The sequence below is a fragment of the Pasteurella skyensis genome (assembly GCF_013377295.1).
Taxonomy (GTDB): domain Bacteria; phylum Pseudomonadota; class Gammaproteobacteria; order Enterobacterales; family Pasteurellaceae; genus Phocoenobacter; species Phocoenobacter skyensis.
The window spans coordinates 317,758-341,088 of record NZ_CP016180.1 but is presented as its reverse complement, the minus strand read 5'-3'; the positions used below and the strand labels follow the sequence as shown (position 1 = coordinate 341,088).

Sequence of the window (23,331 nt, the reverse complement as noted above, 5' to 3'; positions counted from 1 at the left end):
TTGTAAATATCCTTAGGTTAAAAACCTGTGTCGAAGATATAACCTACTTCAACTCCATATTCATCCCGAATGGTATCCTGAGTAACACTATTAGTGCTAGCTCGTATAAACAAGGTTGAGGAACAAATATGAATAACACATTCTACATTGGTATTGATATTGCTTGCAAGAAGTTTGATGTAGCGATTTATAAAGAAAATAAAAAAGCCCTACATAATACTTTTGATAATGATAAAAAAGGGTTTGAATCATTATTAAAATGGATTAACAAAGATACTCAAAATCTACACGTTGTAATGGAAGCAACTGGTATTTATTGGGAAGAATTAGCCTATTTTCTCTATGATAAAAAGGCAAAAGTAAGCGTGATTAACCCTAAATGTATCAAGGCTTATGGCATTGGACAAAATCTTAGAAATAAGACCGATAAGATAGACGCAATGCTTATTGCTCGTTTTGCGGCAAAAGAGCAACCACAAGCGTGGCAACCACCACCAAAGGCTCAACGTGCATTATTATTAAGATTACGACAGCTAGAACATCTTAAACAAGCTGAGCAAAAAGAACGTACTCGGATTAAAATGATGTCAGATAGCGAAAGTATTGCAAGTGCAGAGCGTTTGGCTAATTTCTTGCGTGAAGAAATAAAAGCTTTTGAAAAACAAATTGATGAAACAATCAAAACGGATACAATGCTCAAACAAAATGCAAAATTATTATCAAGCATTCCAGGATTAGGTAAAAAAAGTGTTGCTTGGTTACTGGCTTATCTTGGCGATGGCTCTCGTTTTAAAAATGGAAAAGCTGCAGCTGCTTATGCAGGCTTAACTCCTATGCACCATCAATCAGGCAGTAGCATAAATGGTAAACCGAGAATATCAAAAATTGGACAAACGGATATTCGTAAAATTTTATTTATGCCTGCGGTTGCCTATAGTTTTGGGAATTATAAAGATAGAATTTATAAGACTTTTGTTGATAATTTACTGGCAAAAGGGAAGGATAAAAAAGTGATTATCGTGGCTTTAATGCGTAAATTAGTGGCCATTGCTCAAACAGTATTAAAAAATCAAATGCCTTTTGATGCAAGTTTACACCAAAAGACAATGTAGTTATTAACAATAAATGTTATACAGATTTTAGAGGATAAAATATTCTCTAAAAATATAAGGCACCATTATTAATGTTAAAAAATAAAAAATTTTCTTGCTATTTCTAATGGTATCTTCGACGGGCTCAGTAACCGAGAACGGAAATATCGAGGCAAAAGATGTCAATCACAGAACTAGCCAAACACCGGTTGCTGAGCCTGTCGAAGCATTAGGTGTTTTTGCACTGAATTCACTTAGTAGCTGTTCTCTTCTGTTTCGATAATGTCGGAAGTTGATCAAATTCTCCATTAATTAATGCTATTTTCTTTTGTCTATTCCAACCTTGCACTTGTTTTTCTCGGAAAAAAGCATCATCAATACGATCATACTCTTCACAATAAACCAATTTAATAGGAAGACGCTTTTTTGTATAATTTGCACCCTCTCCATTCTGATGTTCCCATATTCTAGCTTCTAAATTTCGAGTACTTCCTGTATAAAAAGAACCATCTGCACAACGAAGTATATACATATAATGTGACATTTTTTTCCTATTTTAGATTTAAGTTACCGAAAAGTATGAGTTCTTTTTGTTGGAATAGTTCATTAAATATTATCAATCACCAAATACAAAAACACCGGTCACTAAGTTCGGTTATTGAGCCTGTCGAAATATCGAAGTGTTAGGTATTTTTACACAGAACTCGTTGAGTGCACGCTTCTCTTCCCTTCGACAAGCTCAGGGAGCCGAAGCGAATACAAACAGAAAAACCAAACACCGGTTGCTGAGCCTGTCGAAGCATTAGGTGTTTTTACACAGAACTCGTTGAGTGCACGCTTCTCTTCCCTTCGACGAGCTCAGGGAGCCGAAGCGAATACAAACAGAAAAACCAAACACTAGTCACTGAGTTACCTAAACACCGCTCACTGAGCCTGTCGAAATGTTAGGTGTTTTTACACAGAAGTCGTTTGGTAAGCGTTCTCATCCTTCGATATTTCGGCAGGCTCAATAACCGAGCTCAGAAGCCGAGAACGAGAATATCGAAGCAAAAGATGTCGATCACAGAACTAGCCAAACACCGGTTGCTGAGCCTGTCGAAGCATTAGGTGTTTTTGCACAGAACTCGTTTTGTGAACGTTCTCTCATCTTTCGATATTTCGACAAGCTCAATAACCAAGTTCAGGAACCGAGAACGGAGATATCGAAGTGGATAATAAAAGCAAGATCGATTAAATATCAAAAAATGATCTTTTTTTCTTGACACTGTGTTTTTAACCAGTAAAATGACTGTATAAAAACACAGTTAGGAGATGATTATGGCTCAATTAAGAAAACTTACTCGTGCGTTGCCTTATCAACCAATGCCATTATTTCGTGATACACATACAGAAGATTCTATTAAATTAGATCTAAATTCACTTTGTATTAAAAGACCAACAGATACGTTTTTTATACAGGTTAAAAACCCTAATTTATTGGTGTGGGGTATTGAGTTGGATGATCTTTTAATTGTAGAAAAGACGGATAGTTTTCAAGTGAATGACTTTATTGTGTTAGAAAAAGAGGGATCATATAAATTCTATCAATTTTTTAATGAAGATAATCAAGAGAAAATTTTGTTTTCATTAGACAGTGCAGAGCCTAATTTACGTATTCAGCATTGGAATGAACTTAATATTGCAGGGGTGATTACCAATGTAGTACATCAAGTACGTAACAATTTACCACGTCAACCTAAGTATGTGGCGTAGTAAAAATATTGTGCAATATTTAGTGTTGCCACAATATTTTTACCCTGTACGTTGTGGGAGCATATTCCATTCACTTCGCTGATTCAATGCTCCCTACATAATATTATATATCAATTAGTTACACTATTTTTTTGCAAAAAATAACAAACATCGTACCGCTTACTTCTTTTCTAAAGAACGTAAATAAGTGATTTCCTCAGCCCAAATGTCAGGATTGATGGTTTCTAGCACGAGAGGAATCTGATTAAAACGGTCATCGTTCATAATATAGTCAAATACAGCAGTCCCCATTGTACCTTCTCTTAATGTGTGATGACGATCGACTCGACTTCCTAGTGGCGTTTTAGAGCCATTAAGGTGCATTCCTCGTAAATATTGAAAACCAACGCTCTTTTCAAAATCAGTAAATACTTGCTCACATTTTTCAAGGGTGGAAATATCATAGCCTGCGGAGAAGGTATGGCAGGTATCAAGACAAACGCCTACACGAGTTTTATCTTCAACCTGTTCAATAATTTCTGCAAGGTGATCAAAATGCCAACCTAAGTTACTGCCTTGCCCTGCGGTGTTTTCTAATACGGCAACTACGTTTGGTACGGTTTCTATGGCAATGTTTAGAGACTCTGCAATACGAGCTAAGCACTCTTTTTCTGATATTTTCTTAAGATGGCTTCCAGGATGGAAATTAAGTAATTTAATCCCTAACTGTTCACAGCGTTGCATTTCATCAATAAAGGCATCTCTTGATTTAGCAAGGTTTTCAGGATCAGGGTTGCCTAAATTAATTAAATAGCTATCGTGAGGTAAAATTTGATCTGCGCTAAAGTGGTGTTCTTTACAGAGTTGTTTAAATTTTATGATGTTGCTTTCTTTTAAAGGAGCAGCTTTCCATTGGCGTTGATTCTTGGTAAAAAGTGCAAAGGCATTTGCGCCAATTTCAACGGCTCTCAGTACTGCGTTTTCTACTCCACCTGCGGCACTGACGTGTGCGCCAATATATTTCATATTCTGTCCTTATGTTGTGTATAATGTTCTTTTGATTTTATTTAGGGTATCACTATGAGCGAAACAACTATTAACGATTTTTCACTATTATGCCGTTTATTCGGTAATTTGTTTTATCGACATCCTTCTGATCCTATTTTAGCGGATTTATTTAATTGGTTAAAACAAGATAATTTACGTGCTAACTGGGCATTATCCGTTGATAGTCAAGGGGAACACGCTTTACACTGTATTGCAACAAAAGCCATTTCTACTGAATTAGCGGTCAGTTATGACGCACTTTTTGCAAAAAATGGCAATGTGGATACCGCTATATCCAGCTATGATATTGATGTAAATAGCTTTGTGGCTTTCCGCCAACAGTATGCAATGCCAAATTTAGATAATGCTGATCATTTCGGTTTATTACTACTTTCTGCTTCTTGGATTGAGGATAATCTCAATTCTGTTATCGCACAAAAAACCTTGTTTCAACAATTCTTACTGCCTTGTGCAAGTAAATTTTTAGGGAAAGTCGAAGCCTTTGATAATGGCTTTTATAAAGCGTTAGCACAGCTTACTCGTGATGCATTAAGTGCGATGGCAGATGAACTTGAAGAAGCGGAATAGATAACATATTCAGTTTAATCAATAACATATAAAAGGTTGGCAAATAACCAACCTTTTTCTGTTAAATCTATTAAAGTGCTTGTTCAATAAATTTGATTAATTGTGCTTTTGGTAATGCTCCCACTTGTTGAGCAACGACTTCACCGTCTTTTAATAATAATAAAAATGGAATACCACGAACACCATATTTTACTGGTGTTGATGGATTATCATCTACATTCATTTTGGCAATTTTTAATTTTCCGTCAAATTCTTGTAATAGTTCTTCTAAAACAGGGGCGATCGCACGACAAGGACCACACCATGGAGCCCAAAAATCTAATAATACTGGTACTGGTGATTTTAAAACATCTTGTTCAAATGTAGCATCACTGGTTTGAATTAAATTACTCATCATTTTTCCTTTGTTGATTGAGAGAAAAAGATAAACGCCTAAAATTAAGGCGTTCCACTATGAAACAAGATAAAGTGTTCTAAATTAAATTGCAACAAGTATTAGCTATTAGAATGATTACTTTCGGTAATCATTTGCTTGTTGTAATAAATTGCTACTTTCTTTTAAAAATTGTTCTGAATAATCGCCAAACCATTGGTGAACAGCTTCAAAAGCTTGGATAAATCCTTGTTTATTGCCTTTTTCAAAGTAGGCAATACTTTCTTTAAAACTGCTTTCAAGGGATTTGATTACGGCTAAATTTTCAGGTTTATCTGCAATAATATCTGCATACAACTCTGCATCTTGCGCAAATAATCGCCCAATCATTGCTAGTTCTAAACGGTAAATCGGTGAAGATAAATTGAGTAATTGAGACAAATTCACGGGCTGTTTTGATAGGTGTAAACCTGCCATAAAGGTTGAAAAATGGCGTAAGGCTTGGATATAGGTCATTGTATTATCGTGTTCTGTTGCGTTAATAGTTTCTATCTTTGCTCCCCAAATCTGTATTTGTTCTAATAGCCACTGGTAAGACTCTTTCATTCTACCCTCACAGCAGGCAACGACTTGTTTTGCAAAACTGCTAATATCACTACCAAACATTGGATGTAAACCTACTACAGCACCTTTGTGTACTTCTAGCATTTTAGCAAGAGGTTTTGCTTTTACCGAAGTAAGATCAGCGAGAATCATATCGTCTGTTAGGTATGGTTGCAGTGCTTCAATTGCAGTAAGAGTATCCTGAATTGGAACGGAAACAATAATAACATTCGCTTTATTTAAAATATTTTGAGCATTCGACCAATCCTCTTTATCTAAGGTTTCCACTTGATAACCAGAATAACCAAAATAACGTGCGAATAAGCCTCCGAGCTTTCCTTTTCCTCCCACAATGACGATTTTTTTGATATGAGGGTTAACGGTTTTAAAGCCGTGGTGATGTTCGTTAGCATAGGATTCACGCATTACTCGCCGTAATACATCTTCGATAAGATCAGGTGGAACACCTTGTTTTTCCGCTTCAATACGACGAGCGTGAATCATTTGTTTTTCACGCTCTGGGGCATAAACAGGAATGCCGTGTTCAGACTTAATCTTACCGACTTTTTCCACACATTTTAAACGCTGTGAAAAAAGTTCTATCAGTTGCTGATCAATGCTATCTATTTGATTTCTAATGGGGTCTAGTGGATTCATCATTTTATTTATTTTTGTTAATTTTAGTAAAAATCGTACCGCTATCTTTACTTTAAGCGGTATTTTATTTATCTCATATTCATTTTATATCTAAGGTTTCAATCAATTTTTGTTTGACTTGTGTAGCGGTAATCTTATCCATTAAATTTTCCCCTTTGGCTTTTGTTGCCCAAGGGAGTTCCTGCCAAGGTTTCCCATAGCTTTGTAAAATGGCTTCATCATAAACTGAAACGACCTTATCTAAATCATTATAAGGTCCTGTTCTTCTAGGATTATGAATGGCATATAAACCAATAACAGGGGTATTTTGAGTCGTTGCAATATGAGCAGAAGCGGAATCAGAAGATAACACAAGATCCGATTGTGAAATAATAGCCGCTAACTGTGTTAACTGAGTTTTTCCTGTAATATTGTTACATTTAGGCACTAATTCTTGAATTTTAGACGCAGTTTCAACTTCATAAGAAGAGGGAGAACCTACAATAATAACATTCATTCCTTGAGTGATTAAATATTCAGCAATATAACTGTATTTTTTGACACTCCAATCTTTTTCAGGCTTACTAGAACACGGTGCAATCACAATATTTTGAGTATTTTTATCAATAAATTGTGATGCAAATATTAAATCTGATTGCTCAAGGGCAAGATTCCAATGAGGAACTAAGTCCGTCACACCAAGGGCTTTAGCAAACATCATTTGATGATCTAAAACGTGTAGAGAAGTTGTGGATTCTATTTGAGTATTGGTAAATAACCACTGTGCTTCCCTTGCTCTCTCTTTATTAAATCCAATTTTTTGTTTTGCTCTAATTCCTAGGGACAAAACTGAAGCTCTAAAAGCCGTTTGCATATTTAATAAAACATCATAGTGCTTAGTTCTTAATTGCTTCCACAATGTAACGATACCCTTCCAGCCACTTTTTTTATCAAATAAAATCAGTTCAACATTGGGAATGTGTTTAATTAGGTTTGCTTCTGTTTTTCCTATAATCCAGCTCACTTTACAATTTGGATAGTGCCTTTGAATGGCTTGTACTGCAGCAAGAGTATGACATACATCTCCAATTGCGGATAATCGTAGCACACAGATAGAAAGAGGTTTATTCATTATTTTTACCTATAAAAAATCCACGTCGAAACGTGGATCTTATTCCAAATGGATAAATTATTCTACAGTTAAAATACGTGCTGTATTTGTTGTGCCTGATTTGAATTCATCGCCATGAGTGAATAACACAACTTCACCACTCATTAAACTACCTGATTCTTTAAGTAATTGAATCGCTTGCTTAGCGCCACTCATTGTACTGCTATCTTCATCAAAATAAACAGGTGTAACACCACGATATAAAGCACAACGACTTAATGCGTGTTTATTGCGAGAAAGTGCAAAAATTGGTAAGCCAGAACTGATACGACTCATTAAACGAGCGGTATTACCAGAGCTTGTTAATGCGATAATCGCTGATACACCTTCCATATGGTTGGCTGCATACATTGCTGACATTGCTGTCGCTTCTTCTGCATCTTTAAATTTACGATCTAAACGGTGACGAGAAATATTGATACTTGGTACTTTTTCTGCACCTAAACAAACCTCTGCCATTGCTTTTACGGTTTCTGTTGGATATTGACCTGCTGCTGTTTCTGCTGATAGCATTACTGCATCTGTACCATCTAATACCGCATTTGCAACGTCCATTACTTCAGCTCGAGTTGGCATTGGGCTGTTGATCATTGATTCCATCATTTGCGTTGCAGTGATAACCACTCGGTTTAAGCGACGTGAACGACTAATTAAGCGTTTTTGAACACCAACTAATTGTGCATCACCAATCTCTACACCTAAGTCTCCACGAGCAACCATTATTACATCAGAGGCTTTGATAATATCATCCATTGCTTCTTCTGTTGCGACGGTTTCTGCACGTTCTACTTTCGCAACAATTTTAACTTCTTCTAAACCCGCTTCTTTTGCTAATTGACGTGCATAATTTAAGTCTTCACTTGAGCGAGGGAAAGAAACGGCTAGGTAATCAACACCAATTTTTGCTGCTAATTTGATATCTGCTTTATCTTTTTCTGTTAACGCATCTGCAGATAAACCACCACCTAACTTATTGATCCCTTTATTATTTGAAAGAGGTCCACCAACAGTAACTTCGGTAAGAACCCGTGCATTTTCTGTTGAAAGCACTTTTAGTTGTACTCGACCATCATCAAGTAAAAGAATATCACCTGGTACTACATCTGTTGGTAAATTTTTGTAATCTAAACCAACTGCTTCTTTTGTACCTTCCCCTTTTGGAAGTTCTGCATCTAATATAAACTTATCACCAATATTTAAGAAAACTTTACCTTCTTTAAAGGTTGAAACTCGGATTTTAGGACCTTGCAAATCACCTAAAATCGCAACGTGTTTACCTAACTTTTCTGCAATTTCACGCACTTTATTTGCACGGTCGATATGATCTTCTGGTGTACCGTGTGAGAAATTCATACGAACCATATTTGCACCAGCTAGAATAATTTTTTCTAAATTATTACCTCGTTCAGTCGCAGGACCCATTGTGCAAACAATTTTGGTTCTTCTGATGTTTCTAGACATTTATTTACTCCATTCTTTACTTAATTTATTTTGAAATTCAATTTTTTTCGTAGTTGCAACCACAAAAAACTCAGGGCATTATACACGTAATTTTTATTACTTTATACAACTAATAAGGGGAAAATATGAATATTTGGATTATGCGACACGGTGAAGCCGCTTTTAATGCCTCAACTGACCATCAAAGAAGTTTAACTGAAAAAGGAAAAAGAACCGCAATACAGCAAGGAGAATGGCTTGCTCAACGCTTATTAAAGCAAAATTTACAACTTGATCACGTTATTGTTAGCCCATTCATTCGAGCACAACAAACTTGGCAAGAAGTACAAAAAGGAATGCAAGCGGTCACTTGTAATGAAAATTTTGCAAAAAACCTGTTCCATAATGTTGAAAACTGGGAAGGTGTAACACCTTATGGCAATACTTCAACAGTATTAGACTATACACAGATGTTACATCACAATGGCGCAAGTAATGTGTTAATCATTTCCCATTTACCATTGGTTTATGAGCTGGTTTCTGCTTTTACTCAACATCAATCTCAAGTTCACTTTTACCCTGCCGTTATTGCAGAAGTGGAATGGGATAGCCAAAACGGAATCCTTGTTACCTCAAAAATGCCATCATAAATCTTAGAGGAAGCACATACTTCTAACCATTGATGTTAAAAATTATTTTGTGAATACTAAAAGCTCTCCGACAGGTTCAGAGAACAAAAGATAACAATTGCTGATCCTGTCGAAGTATCAAAGCATAAGCTTTTAGCACTACAGTGTTATCGGCAATTGCCAATTAATTTCTGCGATCCCTTGAGACTTCAAATATTCATTGGCTTTCGAAAAGTGCTGACAGCCAAAGAAACCTCTATAAGCCGAGAGAGGCGAGGGATGCGGTGCTTTTAAAACGCAATGACGAGTTTGATCAATAAACTGTCCTTTACGTTGAGCGTGACTGCCCCACAGTAAAAAAACTAAATTTTCTCTCTGTGTATTTAATTGACTAATCACTTTATCGGTAAAGGTTTCCCAGCCAATATTAGCGTGTGAATGTGCTTTTCCTTGTTCAACGGTTAACACGGTATTTAGCATAAATACCCCTTGCTTTGCCCAATCTACTAAATAGCCGTGTTGAGGAATTTGAAATCTATCGATATCCTGTGCTAATTCTTTATACATATTTACTAAGGAAGGTGGTGGTGCAATATTAGGTTTAACAGAAAAAGCTAAACCGTGTGCCTGATTCATTCCGTGATAAGGGTCTTGACCTAAAATAACCACTTTCACATCTTTAAACTCAGTCAATGCAAAAGCACTAAATACTTCATTTTGTGGAGGGTAAACTACCTTACCTTTTAAGCGCTCATTTTTTACAAATTGTAAAATTTGTTGAAAATAAGGTTGAGATTTTTCTTCGCCAATTACATCTGTCCAACTTTTCATATGTTAATCCTTTGTTAAATTTGTTTGTTTATTTTGTATTTTATTAACATTAACCTAATGTATATATAGTATACAAAGAAAATTTACAAAAATATGCTTAAATTTTCTCGCATTCTCTGTCAAATTCAGTAGAATGATTCAAATGTTATTTTAAAATTTAAAATATTTTTATAATATTTAGTTTTTATAATACTGGTTTTTGATAATAAATAGGAGTCTATCAATGATTAAAGGTGTACAAATTACAGAATCTTCTAATAATAATCTTTTAAATTCTTTTTGGCTATTAGATGAAGAAAAAAATGAAGCTCGTTGCTTATGCGCAAAAGGTGAATATGCGGAAGATCAAATTGTTGCTCTTAATGAGTTAGGCGATATTGCATACCGTGAAGTTGAAATGGACGTTGCTCCAACCATTAAAGTGGAAGGTGGTCAGCACCTAAACGTGAATGTTTTACGTCGTGAAACATTAGAAGATGCAGTAAATAATCCTGAAAAATACCCACAGTTAACTATCCGTGTATCAGGTTATGCTGTGCGTTTCAACTCTTTAACACCAGAACAGCAACGTGATGTAATTACACGTACTTTCACTGAAAGTCTGTAATTTATCCATAAATTCTTTTAAAAGCACCTGTAATGGTGCTTTTTTATTCTCTCTTTCCCATTACATAGCCTCAACAAGCGGTCACTTGATCATAAAAATTTACAAAAGTAGTATTATGATAAAAAAATCTAATCGATATTATCAAATAATATCGTAGTTTTTCACCTAAAAATAGGCTTTCAATTTGATATTTTTATGCTCTAATAGTGGTGGGCAATAAGTAACCAACTTAACTGAGGATAGAAAAATGAATACTCGTATTGAAATTGATTTACTGGGCGAACGTCACGTACCTAATGACGTTTATTGGGGAATTCACACCTTAAGAGCAGTTGAAAATTTTAATATTTCCAACACCACGATTTCTGATGTACCTGAATTTGTACGAGGAATGGCAATGGTTAAAAAAGCGACTGCTTTAGCCAATGGTGAGTTAGGTGTTATTCCTAAAAAAATTGCCAAAGCCATTGTACAAGCTTGCGATGAGATTTTGGTTAACAATCGTTGTTTAGATCAATTCCCTTCTGATGTATACCAAGGTGGTGCAGGGACATCGGTTAATATGAATACCAATGAAGTGATTGCTAACCTTGCTTTAGAAATATTAGGACATAACAAAGGTGAGTACCAATATCTTGATCCAATGGATCACGTAAATGCAAGTCAATCCACTAACGATGCCTATCCAACAGGATTTAGAATTGCGGTATATAACAGTATTATGGCAATGATTGAAAAAATATATTACTTGCAAGAAGCCTTTGATAATAAGTCTGAAGAGTTTTCCGATGTGTTAAAAATGGGACGCACTCAATTGCAAGATGCCGTTCCAATGACGCTAGGACAAGAATTTAAGGCATTTTCTGTATTACTTGATGAAGAAATTCGTAATTTAAAAAGTATTTCAAAATACTTACTTGAAGTAAACTTAGGTGCCACAGCCATTGGAACTGGCGTTAATACCGCTGAAGGTTATTCTGAACTTGCGGTTAAATATTTATCAGACGTCTCTCAGCTACCTTGCTCTTTATCTGAAAACCTGATTGAAGCAACCTCTGATTGTGGCGCTTATGTAATGGTACACAGTGCCTTAAAACGTGTAGCCGTAAAACTGTCAAAAGTGTGTAATGATTTACGCTTACTTTCATCAGGCCCTCGAGCAGGTTTAAATGAGATTAATTTACCTGAATTACAAGCAGGTTCATCGATTATGCCAGCAAAAGTCAATCCTGTGGTACCAGAAGTGGTGAATCAAGTGTGCTTTAAAGTAATAGGTAATGATACGACAGTTACCTTTGCCTCCGAAGCTGGACAATTACAACTTAATGTGATGGAACCTGTTATTGGACAAGCAATGTTTGAATCTATCAGCTTACTGGCAAATGCCTGTGTCAATTTACGTGATAAATGTATTGATGGTATTACCGTTAATCGTCAAGTTTGCTTAGACTATGTGCTTAATTCTATTGGTATTGTCACCTATCTGAATCCATCTATTGGACATCATAATGGAGACATTGTAGGAAAAATTTGTGCAACTACAGGTAAAAGTGTCAAAGAAGTTATTCTTGAAAGAGGTCTGCTCACAGAAGCAGAGGTTGATGATTTACTTTCACCTGAAAATTTAATGCGCCCAAAATATAAAGCGAAAAAATTTACCGATGAAGAGTAAGCTCTTTTATTAACAAATCCTTATAAGCGGTCAGATGGTATACTGAATTTGCAAATTTTTATTACTATCTTACCGCTTCATCAAAACAAAATTACTCTCTCTGTTTGTGAGGAGAAGTGATTTCAGTGCACGACACCTAATACTTCGACAAGCTCAGTAATCGGTGTTTGGATAGTATGGTGATGACCCATTACCGATCCCTTATCTCGATTATTGAACCTGTCAAAATATCGAAGGGCGAATGAAATGTAGAAAAAAAAGCACTTATACTTCGATAAGCTCAGTAACCGTGCTTTAACAAGTTCAACAACTGTACAATGCTATTTTAAGTACCAGTTCAAATTTGATGAAGCATAATACAAAAATAGACATAAAATTTTTGAACTTTCTTTTTAGAAACCTAACCTAGATCAAATTCTTCCTTATTTTTTGTGATCTTCATCACTTTTTTACAAGACAAAAACATAAAATATGTTTACTATATGCAGCATTATTTTTTTATTAACTTTCACTTAGAGGAAGAACAACAATGGCAAAAATTGTTAAAGTAATTGGTCGTGAAATCATCGACTCTCGTGGTAATCCAACTGTTGAAGCAGAAGTACATTTAGAAGGTGGCTTCGTAGGTTTAGCTGCAGCGCCATCTGGTGCATCAACTGGTTCTCGTGAAGCATTAGAATTACGTGATGGCGACAAAACTCGTTTCTTAGGTAAAGGTGTTTTAAAAGCGGTTGACGCTGTAAATGGTCCTATCGCAGAAGCAATTGTGGGCAAAAATGCATCAGCACAAGCTGAAATCGATCAAATTATGATTGATTTAGATGGTACTGAAAACAAATCTAAATTTGGTGCAAACGCAATCCTAGCGGTTTCTTTAGCAAATGCAAAAGCAGCAGCGGCATCTAAAGGTTTACCTTTATATGCTCACATTGCTGAATTAAACGGTACAGCAGGTCAATACTCTATGCCATTACCAATGATGAACATCATCAACGGTGGTGAGCACGCAGATAACAACGTTGATATTCAAGAGTTTATGATTCAACCTGTTGGTGCGAAAACTTTAAAAGAAGCATTACGTATCGGTGCTGAAGTATTCCATAACTTAGCAAAAGTATTAAAATCAAAAGGTTTAAATACTGCTGTGGGTGATGAAGGTGGTTTTGCGCCAAACTTAGCATCAAACGCTGACGCATTAGCTTGTATCAAAGAAGCAGTTGAAAAAGCAGGTTATGTTTTAGGTAAAGACGTTACATTAGCGATGGACTGTGCATCATCTGAGTTCTATAACAAAGAAACTGGTATGTATGAAATGAAAGGTGAAGGTAAATCATTCACTTCTCAAGAGTTCACTCACTACTTAGAAAACTTATGTAACGAATACCCAATCGTTTCAATCGAAGACGGTCAAGACGAGTCTGACTGGGACGGTTTCGCATACCAAACTAAAGTTTTAGGTGATAAAGTTCAATTAGTTGGTGACGATTTATTCGTAACCAATACTAAGATCTTAAAAGAAGGTATTGATAAAGGTATCGCAAACTCTATCTTAATCAAATTCAACCAAATCGGTTCATTAACTGAAACTTTAGCAGCAATCAAAATGGCTAAAGATGCTGGATTCACAGCAGTTATTTCACACCGTTCTGGCGAAACTGAAGATGCAACTATCGCTGACTTAGCAGTAGGTACAGCAGCAGGTCAAATCAAAACAGGTTCAATGAGCCGTTCTGACCGTGTGGCTAAATACAACCAATTAATCCGTATCGAAGAAGCTTTAGGTGAAAAAGCACCTTTCTTAGGTTTAAAAGCGGTTAAAGGTCAAGCGTAATTTCAGGTATAACTGATAAATCAATACAAGCCATTAAGTTTTCTTAATGGCTTTTTTATTTATTGTTGTATAATTAAAATCCCAAATCATTAAACGACTCTTTCCAATACCAAATATTCACAAAATATGGCTTATCTTTAACTTCATTTTTGGCTATAAATCAAAAAACATCACTAGAAAAACTTTACACTTTCAGGTATCCTTATACCAATTTTATCTTAACCTTAGTAATTAAATATTACTTGTTTTATATCTAGGAGAAACTATGAGTGAAAAGTATGTAGTCACTTGGGATATGTTCCAAATGCACGCTCGTAAACTAGCAGAAAATCTACTTCCTGCTTCACAGTGGAAAGGTGTTATCGCTGTCAGTCGTGGAGGTTTATTCCCTGCTGCAGTTATTTCTCGTGAGCTAGGGCTTAGACACGTAGAGACTGTCTGTATCGTAAGTTATGAAGAGCACTTTAAACAAAGTGAGCAACTTCGAGTGCTACACGCAGCAGAAGGTGATGGCGAAGGGTTCATTGTGGTTGATGACTTAGTTGACACAGGTAATACTGCTCGTAAAATCCGTGAAATGTATCCAAAAGCACGCTTTGTGACGGTATTTGCTAAACCTGCTGGCGCTCCTTTAGTAGATGATTATATTATCGATATTCCACAAAACACGTGGATTGAACAACCGTGGGATTTAGGCTTAGCTTTTGTGCCACCATTAGCAAGAAAATAATAATTAACACGTTTTAATTATACACACCATTTCGTAGAGACAGGGCCAGCCCTGTCTTTGCGGTATTTGATAACAACAATATTATTTAAAAACTATTATGAGCCTAGGCAACCTGTATATTATTTCTGCGCCAAGTGGTGCAGGAAAATCTTCACTTATTAATGCTTTACTCGCGGATTTACCCCGTAGTGAAGTTCAGCTTTCTATTTCACATACAACTCGTGCTCCAAGACCTAAAGAGGAAGATGGAGTACATTATCACTTTACTACTCAAGAACAATTCCAAATACTGATCGAACAAGGACATTTTTTAGAATGGGCAAAAGTGTTTGATCACTATTATGGCACCTCCTTTTCTGTTATTGAAGAAAACCTTCAACAAGGCATTGATGTATTTTTAGATATTGATTGGCAAGGTGCAAAACAGATCAGACAAAAAATTCCGACGGCTAAAACGATTTTTATTCTCCCTCCCTCAAAAGAGGAGTTAGAAAAACGTTTAATTGGCAGAGGACAAGACTCTCAAGAAGTAATTGCTAAACGTATGGAGAAAGCAGTATCTGAAATTAGTCACTATAACGAATTTGATTATATTATTGTAAATCAGCATTTTGAAACGGCACTGAATGAGCTTAAAAGTATTTTAATCGCTGAAAGACTCAAACAACAATCTCAATCGTTACGTCATCAGCCATTAATTCATAATTTATTAAATCAATAAAATAGCAACTATGGAAAAACGTATTTTTAGTACAGAAACGCCCGCTGATGAGCCTGAAATTCAGCCTAAAAAAGAATTTATTGGAGAAAACATAGCTATAGAAGAAGAGCGGGTGGAAGACACTAAAGCTGAGCTTATTATTGAACAAGGATTAAAACCCTCTCGTTTTTGGGTGCGTTTATTGCTAAGTGCTTTTTTATTATTAACTGTTGCTGTTTTCGCACAAAGTATTCAATGGTTATTTGATACTTGGCAACAGCATCAATGGATTTATTTTGCGTTTGCAGTAGGCTTCTTTTGTATCAGTTTAGCTGGAGTGGGCGCAATTATTTCAGAATGGAAAAAATTAATTTATTTACGTAAACATCAAAAAAATCAACAGGAAAGCGAGTTATTATTGAATACTCCTTCTACCACAAGCGGTCACATTGCAACAAAATTTTGCAAAAATATTTTAAAAACACTTCCAATTACCGAACAAAAAGCCACCCATTGGCAAAATCAGCTGGATGAAGCCTATAATGCAGAAGAGATATTTTATCTGTTTAATCAAGATATTCTAAAACCTCTCGATAACAAGGTGAAACAGCTTATAAGTAAAAGTGCTTGTGAGAATGCCATCATTGTTGCTGTTAGTCCTGTTGCGATTATTGATGTATTAATGGTTGCGTGGCGAAACATTGCCCTTGTTAATCAAATTACGCAAGTTTATGGTATGGAATTAGGTTATTTTAGTCGTTTAAAGCTGTTTAAGATGGTACTTACAAATATGGTTTTTGCAGGTGCGACTGAAATTGCAAGTGACATTGGGATGGATTATTTCTCTCAGAATCTCACTGCGAAAATATCTATGCGAGCGGCACAAGGCATTGGTATTGGACTTATCTCGGCACGCTTAGGTATTAAAGCGATGGAGTTTTGTCGCCCTGTGGTATTACAACCCAATGAACGACCTAAATTATCAGTAGTTCGACAAGAACTGCTTAGTACGATTAAAACCACTCTCTTTAGTTCCACACCACAAAAAGAGTCACAAACTATATCAAAATAGGAAGAAATTATGCCTACAATTAGCGTTGCAATGATTGTTAAGAATGAACAACAAGATCTAGCTCAATGTTTAGATACTGTCAAAGATTGGGTAGATGAAATTATTATTTTAGACTCTGGTAGTACTGATAATACCGCTCAAATAGCCTCTGATTATGGCGCAAAATTCTATACAAACACAGATTGGCAGGGTTTTGGTAAACAACGTCAAATTGCTCAAAAATATGTAACCAGTGATTATGTGTTTTGGATCGATGCCGATGAGCAAGTCACACCTGAATTAAAACAATCTATTATTCAAGCAGTAAAAGACGACAAACCCAATACCGTCTATAAAATTGGACGATTAAGTGAAGTTTTTGGACGTGAAATTCGTCACAGTGGTTGGTATCCTGATTATGTTGTGCGTTTATACAAAACTGATTTTGCACAATATGGTGATGAATTAGTACACGAGAAAGTGCATTATCCTGAAAACACCACCATCATCAAATTAAAGGGTGATTTACTTCATTATACCTATAAAAATATTAATCATTATTTGGTTAAATCAGCAAGTTACGCTAAGGCTTGGGCAGACCAAAGAGAGCAATCAGGTAAAAAAGCGTCTTTATTTCAAGCTATCACGCATTCATTGGGCAGTTTTATTAAGATGTATTTGCTACGAGGTGGATTTTTAGATGGGAAGCAAGGGTTTGCTCTCGCTATTCTCTCTTCAATTTCTGTTTTTTCTAAATATGCTGATTTATGGGCAAGAAATATAAATAAATAAGGTAAAAATTATGTCAAATCGTGCATCTATTTTAATGATCAATATGGCAAAAGGGTTTGGTGGTGGAGAATTCCAAACAGAACAACTTATGCTTGAACTTGTTGCAAATTATGATATCTATTTTTTAGGTAAGCGTTCAGGAAAACTGATTCAAAAAGTAAAAGAAGAAATGCCACAACTCCATACTGTAACAATATGGCAAGCTATTAAATTAGTACTCACTAAAAAAAACCTAATCATTCATTCTCAAGATGGAAGAGGTGCACATATTGCGCATTTCTTAAAGAAAATCTCTAAAAAGCCCACTGTTGTTACACGTTTAGTTAGTGCTTCATTTAGAAGAAAATTCTCTTCATCCTCTTATAAAAGTGCAGATTATATCGTTGGAGTGAGTCAATTAATGACAAAAAACCTTCAACAACTAAACCCTAATTGTGAAACTATCTATTGCTGTACTAGACCTACATTACCAGAAGATAGTGAGTTTGAAAGGCAATATTTCTCTGATAAAAAAACACTGACAATAGCGCAAATAGCAAATTTACAACCTGTAAAAAATGTCACTTTAACGATAGAGCTGGCAAAATTATTTCCACAAATTACTTTTTATATTGTCGGTTCAGGTACAGCTGAGCAAGAAAATAAATTAAAGGAACAAGCTCAAAATAATCCAAATATTATTTTTATTCCTTTTACTCCCTATGTTGGTAGCATTTTAAAAAATATCGATCTCCACCTAATGCCATCTCATTTAGAAGGATTACCTACTGTTATTTTGGAAGGCTATCAATACCATCTACCTACCCTCGCTCACGCTACTGGTGGTATTCCTGAGATTATCGAAAATGAAAAAACAGGATTTTTAGTTTATGATAATAAAGTTGAATCCTATCAAGCAATACTAGAACAGCTGTTAAACTCTCCTGAACGCTTAGTGGAGTTAAGAGAAAATATCAAACAATATTTAACAGAAAAAGACTTCTCTGCAAAAAGAATGGCAATGGAATATCATAATATCTATCAGAAACTACTAAAACAAGCATAAAATAAAGGCTAAGTAATCCAACAACTACTTAGCCTTATTTGAAAATACTACACTATATTTTCATTACTTTTTCTACTGATTTCACCACTGCACCTATCACTTTTTGTACATCTGCATCGGATAAATCATAGTAAACAGGTAATGAAATTTCTGTTTCCCAGATTGATTTTGCAACGGGGTATTTTTCCATATTATAGCCTAAACCATTATAATACGATAACATTGGTAATGGTTTATAATGAACATTAACAGAGACATCTTGTTTAAAAATTTCTTGAATAATTTCATTACGTTGCTCTAAGCTAACACCCTTCAATTTTAATAAATATAAATGATAGGATGTTTCTCTTTCTTCATCAATAAAATGCGGAGTGACTGCCCAATCGTATTCACTTAATGCTTGAGTGTATTGTGCAAATATCTGTTTTCTTCGTGGTAACATTTCCGTTTCATAGCGCTCAAACTCTACCAGTCCAATAGCAGACAGAATATCCGTCATATTACACTTAAATCCTGCATCAACAACATCATATTCCCAATTTCCAATCTGATATTTTGCTAACGCATCTTTATTTTGTCCGTGTAATGAAAGGGTATTTAGCTCTTTATAAACTTCACCATTATCAAATAGTTGAGGTAGATTTATACAGATAGCTCCCCCCTCTGCCGTCGTTAAATTTTTGACTGCATGGAATGAGAAAACCGTAAAATCAACTTCAGAACCTACTACTTTTCCTTTATATTTTGCACCAAAAGAATGTGCAGAGTCCGAAAGTAACAAAATTCGACCTAATTTACGTTGATTATCCGTTTCTGGTTTAAATTTAGCTTTAACACTTTCTTTATTTAAAATCGCTTTAATGTCATCAAAATGAACAGGTAGTCCACCAACATCCACAGGAATAATTGCTTTGGTTTTTTCAGTGATATGCTCTTCGATTTTTGATACATCAATACCAAAATCAGTGGAAATATCGACCATTACAACTGTCGCGCCACGATGTCTTACAATATTTGCCGTTGCACAATAAGTATAAACAGGTACTATCACCTCATCGCCTTCTTTTACACCAAACCAATAAAGTAAAAGCTCCGCTCCTGTTGTCCATGAATTTACAGCCAACACATTGGATACACTACAATATTCTGCCAGTTTTTGTTCAAAAAGCTTCGTCTTTGGACCTGTTGTAATCCAACCTGATTGTAGTGCTTTGGTTACTTCATTTATTGTTTGTTGATCTATTCTTGGTGGTGAAAATGGTATCATTATCTTTCCTAAACTTTAATTACGTTCTCAATACATATTGTATCATAACATAATACATCACCTTACCAACTCATAGCAATAATTTCTATTTTTTAAGTACGCAAATCCTTATTAGTTACTGTGTTTTAACCACATTCAACGCAGAAAACGACTGTGCCGTTGGCATTACTTCAATAGCATTAATATTAACGTGCTGAGGCTGTTCACTTACCCAAGACACAATATTGGCAATATCTATCGGTTTGATAAATTCCACATCATTATACAGGGCATTCACTTTTTCTGTATCACCTTTAAAGCGTATATGTGAAAATTCAGTATCGCCACATAAACCCGGTTCGATATTACATACTCGTACACCTGTACCCGCCAAATCAGCACGTAAATTTAAACTAAATTGTCTAGTAAATGCTTTCGTTGCACCATACACATTACCACCTGGATACGGATAAGTGCCTGCAATCGACCCCATATTAATAACTAATCCCGATTTTCTAGCAACCATTTTAGGTAAAATTAAATGAGTAACATAGCAAAGTCCCAACACATTGGTATTAATCATTTTTTCCCAATCCTCAAAAGAGGCAGAATGTGCAGGCTCTAAACCCAGCCCTAAGCCAGCATTATTAACTAACACATCAATATGTTGTAAATGTTCTGGTAGTGAGTTTATTGCATTTTTTGTAGATTCTTTTGAGCTAATATCAAAACACAGTGGATAAAATTTATCTCCTAACTCTTCTTGTAATTGAACCAACTTTTCCTTTCTTCTTGCCGTTCCAATAACACTATGCCCTTTTGAAACCAATACTCGACTAATCTCTGCACCAAAACCTGCACTTGCGCCTGTCACTAAAAATAACATAAGTTCACCTCTCTTTTTTCATTAAAATCACTCAGCCCAAATCACAATATCGTCCATTTTTTTACGGCTTTTTGCAGGTAATGGTTTATCACTTCGATAACCAAAAGTCACTGCCACAGAAACACCGTACTCATTTGGATTAAATAATCCTGCTTCCACTAAAATATCAGTCACCGCTTTATAATTCATTCCTTCAACTGGACAAGAGTCAATGCCCATCATTGCTGCACCGTTCATCATATTGCCAAGTGCAATATACGTTTGTTTACTCGCCCAATCAAATAAAGTGCGTTCACTGTCTAAAATATCTATATCACTTTGTTGAAAGCGTTTGTAATCTTGTAATTTTTGTTCTAGTTTCTCACCACTTAAACCACGACTTTGCAATTTTTGACGGAAGAAATCGGTATCATAACGCATATTTTTATGGGCTAATAAAAATACCAAATGACTCGCATCATCAAGCTGTGTTTTCATTCCCCAGCTAACTGGTTTGAGTTTTTGACGTAGTTCAGGGTTTTGTATTACTAAAAACTTCCACGGCTCTGAGCCTACTGAGCTTGGTGATAAACGTGCTAACTCTAAAATTACGTTAAAATCTTCTTCGCTAATTTTTTTGGTCGGATCATAATCACGAATTGCACAGCGATACAAAGCGGCATCTAAAATTTGTTGTTTCGTTATTTTTGACATATCTTTTCCTTATCCGTATAGAAATCAAGCGGTGAGATAAAGTAAAAAATTTGCAAATTTTCATCAAAATCATACCGCTTATTTGATTGATCTTTTTATTTAGTTAAGCAATTCTCTGCAAGTTGATTATATCTCTCAAACAGTATTGTGACAAACTGTTCACTACTATTTTGAGGAGGTAAAGGTTCGCCAATAATTACATCACAATTAAAAGGTACAAATAAGGCTTCCCCTCGTGGTAACGCATTTCCCAACCCTCTTAGAATAACAGGATAAACTTCCACATTATGCTGACGCTCTTCCAATAAATAATATAGTCCTTTCTTGATGGTTCCTATTTTCTCAGGTTCTCCACGACTGCCTTCAGGAAATAAAATCAAAATATCACCGTTATCCAGTGCTTGATGACAATCTTTAAAAATTTGATCATATTGCTGACTTTTTCTCTCTAAGGGAATAATCCCAATGCAATTTAACGCAAACCACGCCATATAGCGATTTTTTAAAAAATAATCCGCTGCTGCGACAGGGCGGACTAAATGTATTTGAGAGAGAGGAAATAAACTCATCAATACCAGTGTATCTAAATGGCTATTATGATTAGCGGCAATCACCGCAGATTTGGTAGGTAAGGAACGTTTACCTTGAATATTTAACCCTAATAGAAATAAAACAACAGGTTTTACAATCAAGGCAAAAAACAAAACCTTTGGTAAGTGTTTAAAATTAATTTTAGTCATCTTAACCTCTCATAGTAAAACAACACTTAAAATACAATAAAAATCAATTAGTTAAATTAATTAACGTAGGGGAGTATTAGCAAACTTGTTTGCGTATATGCTCCCGCTCGTAAATCTATATTTTTCGGGAGGATATTCCATTCGCTACGCTCATTCAATCCTCCCCTACGAATAATAATTATTATTAACTCCTAAAATTAATAGATAAAAGTCTGCGGTCGTCCCGCCTATACAAATAAATAATAATAAAAATGAAAAAACAACGGTGCTGAAAAGGTTAAACTATCCATTCTATCCAAAATACCACCGTGACCTGGAATTAAGGTACTGCAATCTTTAATTGATAAATCACGTTTAACTGATGACATCACAACATCGCCCAAGAACCCTGCTACAGCAATCACAATCCCTGCGATAAAACTTAACCAAATTGGCATTGGGGTTAATATCATTCCTAATAGTGAGGCTAATATAGAGGTCGATAATATCCCGCCTAAAAAACCTTCCCACGTTTTATTCGGGCTGACTTTAGGAATGATTTTATGCTTACCAAAGGATTTTCCCCACACATACTGCATTACATCATTAAACTGTGTTAATAAGAGAATAAATAAGACTAAACCTAATCCTCCTGCATTTGGATGTGTTGCTGGTAATCCGACTAACATTGCCAAATGACCAATACAGAAAATGGTGAGCATTGCTCCCCATTGTAATATCCCTACGGAGCGAATAAAGCCCTTTACTTCACCGAGTAACACAAGGCGAATTGGAATAAATAAGAATAGATAAACAGGAATAAAAATTAATGACATTGTGTGCCATTTTGTGGCAATCCAATAATATTGAATCGGAATAGTTAAATAGACCCAAAATATGACTCGGCGATCAATTAATCTTAATGGCACAATGGAAAAAAATTCTTTTAATGCTAGGAAGCTAATCACAGCAAATAAGATAATAGTTGTGGTAAAACCTAAACTAAAACAGATAAATAGAATACCAATCATATACCACCACGAAATTACTCGTTGCTTAAGCTCGGTATAATCTTTCTCTGGATTTTGGTTAATTTTCTTGGTGGTAATAAAAGAAGCGATAAGTAGAAAAATGGCCACTAATCCCATAATTATTAACGCATTTTGAGGTAAATTAAATAACATAACCTTCTCCTACAACATTAGTCTTTCTTTTCTAA

The 23,331-nt window shown here is 35.4% G+C and carries 24 protein-coding genes; 12 read left to right on the top strand and 12 right to left on the bottom strand.

Annotated features, from left to right (window positions below; all coding sequences use genetic code 11):
* Window positions 1-128 precede the first annotated feature (128 nt).
* Complete coding sequence (locus A6B44_RS01600; protein WP_090923540.1) at window positions 129-1,112, top strand: IS110 family RNA-guided transposase; 984 nt, start codon at window positions 129-131, stop codon at window positions 1,110-1,112.
* A gap of 229 nt (window positions 1,113-1,341) precedes the next feature.
* Here the strand turns inward: A6B44_RS01600 and A6B44_RS01595 are convergent, their stop codons facing one another.
* Window positions 1,342-1,635 carry a GIY-YIG nuclease family protein gene (locus A6B44_RS01595; protein ID WP_176673438.1) on the bottom strand — a complete coding sequence of 98 codons (294 nt, stop codon included), beginning with the start codon at window positions 1,633-1,635 and terminating at the stop codon, window positions 1,342-1,344.
* Between the two features lie 773 nt (window positions 1,636-2,408).
* Between A6B44_RS01595 and A6B44_RS01590 the strand changes: the two genes are divergently transcribed.
* Window positions 2,409-2,843, top strand: a complete 435-nt coding sequence (locus A6B44_RS01590; RefSeq protein WP_090921709.1) for a LexA family protein — start codon at window positions 2,409-2,411, stop codon at window positions 2,841-2,843.
* A gap of 159 nt (window positions 2,844-3,002) precedes the next feature.
* Here A6B44_RS01590 and nfo read toward each other — a convergent pair whose 3' ends face one another.
* The gene (gene nfo, locus A6B44_RS01585) at window positions 3,003-3,848 is read right to left on the bottom strand and encodes a deoxyribonuclease IV (RefSeq protein WP_090921707.1); all 846 of its coding nucleotides are present in this window, start codon (window positions 3,846-3,848) and stop codon (window positions 3,003-3,005) included.
* 54 nt (window positions 3,849-3,902) lie between these two features.
* Here nfo and A6B44_RS01580 point away from each other — a divergent pair, with 54 nt between their 5' ends.
* Window positions 3,903-4,457, top strand: coding sequence for a TorD/DmsD family molecular chaperone (locus tag A6B44_RS01580; protein WP_090921706.1), 555 nt, complete (start codon window positions 3,903-3,905; stop codon window positions 4,455-4,457).
* A 70-nt stretch (window positions 4,458-4,527) separates the two neighbouring features.
* Here A6B44_RS01580 and trxA read toward each other — a convergent pair whose 3' ends face one another.
* From trxA to pyk, 4 genes are all read right to left on the bottom strand, one after another.
* Window positions 4,528-4,851 (bottom strand): thioredoxin, encoded by a 324-nt coding sequence (gene trxA, locus A6B44_RS01575; protein ID WP_090921704.1) that lies wholly within the window; start codon window positions 4,849-4,851, stop codon window positions 4,528-4,530.
* A gap of 117 nt (window positions 4,852-4,968) precedes the next feature.
* Window positions 4,969-6,090 carry a bifunctional chorismate mutase/prephenate dehydrogenase gene (tyrA, locus tag A6B44_RS01570; protein ID WP_090921715.1) on the bottom strand — a complete coding sequence of 374 codons (1,122 nt, stop codon included), beginning with the start codon at window positions 6,088-6,090 and terminating at the stop codon, window positions 4,969-4,971.
* Between the two features lie 79 nt (window positions 6,091-6,169).
* A complete protein-coding gene (locus tag A6B44_RS01565) occupies window positions 6,170-7,201 on the bottom strand; it encodes a glycosyltransferase family 9 protein (protein WP_420801051.1) in 1,032 nt (343 codons plus the stop codon).
* Between the two features lie 57 nt (window positions 7,202-7,258).
* Complete coding sequence (gene pyk / locus A6B44_RS01560) at window positions 7,259-8,701, bottom strand: pyruvate kinase (protein WP_090921700.1); 1,443 nt, start codon at window positions 8,699-8,701, stop codon at window positions 7,259-7,261.
* Between the two features lie 125 nt (window positions 8,702-8,826).
* Between pyk and sixA the strand changes: the two genes are divergently transcribed.
* Entirely contained in the window at window positions 8,827-9,330 is a 504-nt protein-coding gene (sixA, locus tag A6B44_RS01555) for a phosphohistidine phosphatase SixA (protein ID WP_090921698.1), read from the top strand.
* Window positions 9,331-9,468: 138 nt separating this feature from the next.
* On the opposite strand, the gene ung is transcribed toward sixA, so the two are convergent.
* Window positions 9,469-10,140, bottom strand: coding sequence for a uracil-DNA glycosylase (gene ung, locus A6B44_RS01550; RefSeq protein WP_090921696.1), 672 nt, complete (start codon window positions 10,138-10,140; stop codon window positions 9,469-9,471).
* A gap of 223 nt (window positions 10,141-10,363) precedes the next feature.
* Between ung and grcA the strand changes: the two genes are divergently transcribed.
* From grcA to A6B44_RS01510, 8 genes are all read left to right on the top strand, one after another.
* A complete protein-coding gene (grcA, locus tag A6B44_RS01545) occupies window positions 10,364-10,747 on the top strand; it encodes an autonomous glycyl radical cofactor GrcA (RefSeq protein ID WP_090921694.1) in 384 nt (127 codons plus the stop codon).
* 247 nt (window positions 10,748-10,994) lie between these two features.
* A complete protein-coding gene (gene aspA, locus A6B44_RS01540; protein WP_090921692.1) occupies window positions 10,995-12,419 on the top strand; it encodes an aspartate ammonia-lyase in 1,425 nt (474 codons plus the stop codon).
* A gap of 529 nt (window positions 12,420-12,948) precedes the next feature.
* Entirely contained in the window at window positions 12,949-14,250 is a 1,302-nt protein-coding gene (gene eno, locus A6B44_RS01535) for a phosphopyruvate hydratase (protein WP_090921689.1), read from the top strand.
* Window positions 14,251-14,515: 265 nt separating this feature from the next.
* The gene (gpt, locus tag A6B44_RS01530; protein WP_090921687.1) at window positions 14,516-14,980 is read left to right on the top strand and encodes a xanthine phosphoribosyltransferase; all 465 of its coding nucleotides are present in this window, start codon (window positions 14,516-14,518) and stop codon (window positions 14,978-14,980) included.
* A gap of 97 nt (window positions 14,981-15,077) precedes the next feature.
* Window positions 15,078-15,701 carry a guanylate kinase gene (gene gmk, locus A6B44_RS01525; protein WP_090921686.1) on the top strand — a complete coding sequence of 208 codons (624 nt, stop codon included), beginning with the start codon at window positions 15,078-15,080 and terminating at the stop codon, window positions 15,699-15,701.
* Between the two features lie 10 nt (window positions 15,702-15,711).
* The gene (locus A6B44_RS01520) at window positions 15,712-16,752 is read left to right on the top strand and encodes a TIGR01620 family protein (RefSeq protein ID WP_090921684.1); all 1,041 of its coding nucleotides are present in this window, start codon (window positions 15,712-15,714) and stop codon (window positions 16,750-16,752) included.
* Between the two features lie 9 nt (window positions 16,753-16,761).
* Window positions 16,762-17,523, top strand: a complete 762-nt coding sequence (locus A6B44_RS01515; RefSeq protein WP_090921681.1) for a glycosyltransferase family 2 protein — start codon at window positions 16,762-16,764, stop codon at window positions 17,521-17,523.
* A gap of 10 nt (window positions 17,524-17,533) precedes the next feature.
* Window positions 17,534-18,568, top strand: coding sequence for a glycosyltransferase family 4 protein (locus tag A6B44_RS01510; protein ID WP_090921679.1), 1,035 nt, complete (start codon window positions 17,534-17,536; stop codon window positions 18,566-18,568).
* Window positions 18,569-18,620: 52 nt separating this feature from the next.
* Here A6B44_RS01510 and A6B44_RS01505 read toward each other — a convergent pair whose 3' ends face one another.
* The 5 genes from A6B44_RS01505 to A6B44_RS01485 all read right to left on the bottom strand — a co-directional run bounded on the left by A6B44_RS01505 (window position 18,621) and on the right by A6B44_RS01485 (window position 23,296).
* Window positions 18,621-19,835, bottom strand: a complete 1,215-nt coding sequence (locus A6B44_RS01505; RefSeq protein WP_090921677.1) for a DegT/DnrJ/EryC1/StrS family aminotransferase — start codon at window positions 19,833-19,835, stop codon at window positions 18,621-18,623.
* Between the two features lie 115 nt (window positions 19,836-19,950).
* Window positions 19,951-20,700 (bottom strand): SDR family NAD(P)-dependent oxidoreductase, encoded by a 750-nt coding sequence (locus A6B44_RS01500; protein ID WP_090921675.1) that lies wholly within the window; start codon window positions 20,698-20,700, stop codon window positions 19,951-19,953.
* A 27-nt stretch (window positions 20,701-20,727) separates the two neighbouring features.
* Complete coding sequence (locus tag A6B44_RS01495; RefSeq protein ID WP_090921673.1) at window positions 20,728-21,393, bottom strand: NAD(P)H-dependent oxidoreductase; 666 nt, start codon at window positions 21,391-21,393, stop codon at window positions 20,728-20,730.
* Between the two features lie 95 nt (window positions 21,394-21,488).
* Window positions 21,489-22,133 carry a lysophospholipid acyltransferase family protein gene (locus A6B44_RS01490; protein ID WP_090921671.1) on the bottom strand — a complete coding sequence of 215 codons (645 nt, stop codon included), beginning with the start codon at window positions 22,131-22,133 and terminating at the stop codon, window positions 21,489-21,491.
* A 227-nt stretch (window positions 22,134-22,360) separates the two neighbouring features.
* Window positions 22,361-23,296 (bottom strand): phosphatidate cytidylyltransferase, encoded by a 936-nt coding sequence (locus A6B44_RS01485; RefSeq protein WP_218061381.1) that lies wholly within the window; start codon window positions 23,294-23,296, stop codon window positions 22,361-22,363.
* Window positions 23,297-23,331 lie beyond the last annotated feature (35 nt).